Genomic DNA, 3,269 nt, shown 5'->3' with positions numbered 1-3,269 from the left:
CCTCAATGTCCCCCTCCCCGACCCCACCATCGTCTACGATGCCAACCTCGGGGATAGCCGTCGTCCCTTTGTCCCCTTCTCCCAGGAAATTTCGCGCTGGGCACTGTATCTGACCGAGGACCTCAAGTTCTATGAGGGCGCGTTAATCGTAAACTTCGGTTCGCGCCTGACCAATGACAGCCAGTTCGGGACTTTTACCACGTCGGGAGCCGGACTGCGCTACAACTTCGGCAGTGCCAATCCCGCCACCGCGCCCTTTGGCTTTAAGGTCAACTGGCAGCAGAGTTTCAAGGCACCGGGGCTGACCCAACTCTACTTGACCAGCAATTCCCGGCGGCCTAACCCGGATCTCGTCCCGGAAATCGGGGTCGGATACGATATCGGGCTAGACGTGGCTCTCAGCCCCAGTGCCCTGTTTCGCGCCACCTACTACCGCATTGACCTGACCAATACCATCCTCAGTGCCCAAGTCTTTGAGGACCGTCCCCGTAACCAAGCCATCAACGCCCAAGCCACGCTGGCGACGGGTTGGGAGATGACTTTCGATTGGGAGCTGGACAAAAACTGGCAGGTGTTTGTCTCCCAGACCTTCACCGATGCTCGTCCGGTCGGAGTCTACGGCGTGGACCCCCAGGACCAGATTGGTCGTCCGACTCAGGGGGGCTTTTTCTATGGCTATCAATTCCCTGGCACGCCCTGGAATAATACAGGCTTCCGGGTAACCTACACTTCCCCTGGTCTGACGGCGGCCCTGAGTGCTAGGTACGAGGGCGAACAACCCTTCCGAGGAGCGGTAGTCAGTGCGCCGAGCTATTCTACCTGGGACCTAACCACCCGTGTCCCAATTACCCCCGCTGTTACGCTGACGGGCGGTCTCTTCAATATCTTTAATACGATCTACCAAGAAGTCCCTGGCATTTTAGGTTACACCAGTCCAGGTACGACGTTTCGCATCGGGGCGGAGGCCACCTTCTAAGCTGTACTACTCGGAGCTAGGCTTCGTCCCAGAACCGCTCCGAGAGGTACTTATCCGCACTATCACAGAAGATCGTCACCACCACACCCGCCGTGAGGGTCTGGGCAACCCGCAGGGCCGCAACCACATTCGCCCCGGCGGAGATGCCCACAAGTAAGCCCTCTTCGCGGGCCAATCGCTTGACCATCCGCTGCGCGTCTTCGGTGGAGACTTCTACTTGCTGGGTGGGAACATGGGGATCATAGATGGCCGGGACGAGGGCAGTCGCCATATGCTTGAGTCCTTCGAGGCCATGAAAGGGGGAATCGGGCTGCATGGCAAGAATTTCAATCTGGGGGTTGTGCTCCTTGAGCCGGGTCCCCACACCCATGCAGGTCCCCGAGGTCCCCAGCCCCGCCACGAAATGCGTAACTCGGCCCTGGGTTTGTTCATAAATCTCCGGCCCCGTGGTCAGGTAGTGGGCCCGCCAGTTGTGGGGATTACTGTACTGGTCGGGATAAAAATAGAGGTCCGGGTTCTGGGTGTAGAGTTCGCGGGCCTTGAGGATGGCCCCATCGGAACTAAGAGCCGGGTCCGTCAGGACGAGTTCGACTCCATAGGCATTGAGAATACGTTTGCGTTCCTCGGAGGCATTGGCGGGGAGAGCGAGTTTCACCCGGTAGCCCTTGGCGGCGGCAATCCAAGCGTAGGCAATCCCGGTATTTCCTGAGGTGGCGTCAAGAATTATTTTGCCGGGGGTGAGCTGACCGCTGCGCTCTCCCTGGAGGATCATATTGAGACCCGGACGGTCTTTCACTGAACCGCCGGGATTGAAATATTCAGCCTTGCCATAGACTTCCACACCGGGCGCAAAATCTTCGACGACCCGCTTGAGACGAATCAGGGGCGTATTGCCGACGAGACTGGTGACATCGTGGGCCAGCGGGATGCGGCTGGGGTGCTGGGCGAGGACCATCAGGGCTTTCCGTAGATTTATCCCATTGTACTGTTCCCCGATTGGCTAAGGGGTCATACAATTTATTCAGTGTCCGGCCTACTTAATGTTGCCGCTGAACCAATTTTTTGACCTTTGTATGGGCCGTTGGACTATCGAACGGACTTACCATTATTTACCCGAGCAGCGCAGTGAACGCTCCCACACCAATTACTACATCACGCCCCTGAGTGACACCGCCCGCGCCCAAGTCCTCCAGGATAACCAACAGACCACGCCCACGGGCTATACGGGCGGGTTTCACCTTGACTTCGACACGATCTCTGAGACGGGCGAGAAGACGGCGATGAGTCTCAATATCCTCTTTGTCCCGACTCAGGCGGACCCGATTGAAGGGGTGTATCTCCGCGACCGCGCCTACGAGGAGCAACGCCCGATTGCTGCCCACTTTCGCTATGACCCAGACCGCAGTGAGATGTTGATGACCACGCCCTACACCCAAGTGGTCTCGGTGGACTCAATTACCTTTGTCAATCCCGACCTCCGCCTACGCCGCATCCTCAACTACCGCCGTGCCCCCGTCCTAACGGAACCGCTTCTGATTGGCTTTGGGATTGAGCAACGCGTCTAATTCCTTCCCGATGGGTCAAAAGGCTTGGGTCAGGATGGTTAGGGCATGACGACGTAAATAGGCTGATGACGATTTTTACGATAGCTCGTGAAGTCGCCATCAAGGGTAAGAACAGGACTTGAGGGTTGACACTCCCCACGGCTTTAGCCGGGGGATAGCTGGGCGGTACCGCCCAGCTCTTGGTTCCACGAGTTAGCTTGCAACATCGGATTGCCCTCTGTCGTGGGCTATGCTCTCCCCAAGCGTTGACGTTTCCCAGTGCCCCTGGGTACTTTGTAATCCTGCTGCCAGAATATTCAAGGCTGCATTGTGGTCACGGTCTAATACACAGCCACACTGACAAGCATGGGTGCGCGTAGACAACGACTTTTTCACAATGGCATGACAGCTTGAACATTCTTGACTAGTGTAGTGGGGTGCCATAGCAATGACTACCCGCCCCATCACTTTGCCGTAATATTCCAACCATGTTCTGAACATTGACCAGCTAGCATCACTAATGTACTTGGCTAAGTGATGGTTCTTGACCATGTTCCGCACTTTCAAGTCCTCAATGGCTACCAAGTCGTTGGACTGGACAGGGGTCCGGTGCCGGACCCCTACGCACCGTGCCTGTTTTAATAGCAAAGTCTTTACGCTGCCTGGAGACTTTTAAGTGTTGACGGGCTAGACGCTTACGAGCTTTTAGCCTGTTTGCGCTCCCCTTCTTCTTCCTGGACACCCGCCGT

The 3,269-nt window shown here is 56.7% G+C and carries 3 protein-coding genes and 1 pseudogene; 2 read left to right on the top strand and 2 right to left on the bottom strand.

Annotated features, from left to right (window positions below; translation table 11 throughout):
- Positions 1–976 (top strand): TonB-dependent receptor domain-containing protein (locus tag HFM78_RS05500; RefSeq protein WP_287128421.1); only part of this gene is annotated, 976 nt, incomplete at its 5' end.
- 16 nt (positions 977–992) lie between these two features.
- Here the strand turns inward: HFM78_RS05500 and HFM78_RS05495 are convergent.
- Positions 993–1,931, bottom strand: a complete 939-nt coding sequence (locus tag HFM78_RS05495) for a PLP-dependent cysteine synthase family protein (protein ID WP_287128420.1) — start codon at positions 1,929–1,931, stop codon at positions 993–995.
- 85 nt (positions 1,932–2,016) lie between these two features.
- Here HFM78_RS05495 and HFM78_RS05490 point away from each other — a divergent pair, with 85 nt between their 5' ends.
- Entirely contained in the window at positions 2,017–2,541 is a 525-nt protein-coding gene (locus HFM78_RS05490) for a phycobiliprotein lyase (RefSeq protein ID WP_287128419.1), read from the top strand.
- 192 nt (positions 2,542–2,733) lie between these two features.
- On the opposite strand, the pseudogene HFM78_RS16160 reads toward HFM78_RS05490, so the two are convergent.
- Positions 2,734–3,269 (bottom strand): annotated as a pseudogene (locus HFM78_RS16160) (RNA-guided endonuclease InsQ/TnpB family protein); the annotation flags it as partial.

The sequence above is a fragment of the Candidatus Cyanaurora vandensis genome (assembly GCF_013285555.1).
GTDB lineage: Bacteria > Cyanobacteriota > Cyanobacteriia > Gloeobacterales > Anthocerotibacteraceae > Cyanaurora > Cyanaurora vandensis.
Note: the sequence above shows the minus strand (reverse complement) of the source record. Positions and strands in the feature narration are given on the sequence as shown.

Bases quoted from the DNA above. Each gene is read 5' to 3' on its own strand.
- HFM78_RS05495 (WP_287128420.1), bottom strand. From the start codon at position 1,931: ATGGTCCTCGCCCAGCACCCCAGCCGCATCCCGCTGGCCCACGATGTC.
- HFM78_RS05490 (WP_287128419.1), top strand. From the start codon at position 2,017: ATGTTGCCGCTGAACCAATTTTTTGACCTTTGTATGGGCCGTTGGACT.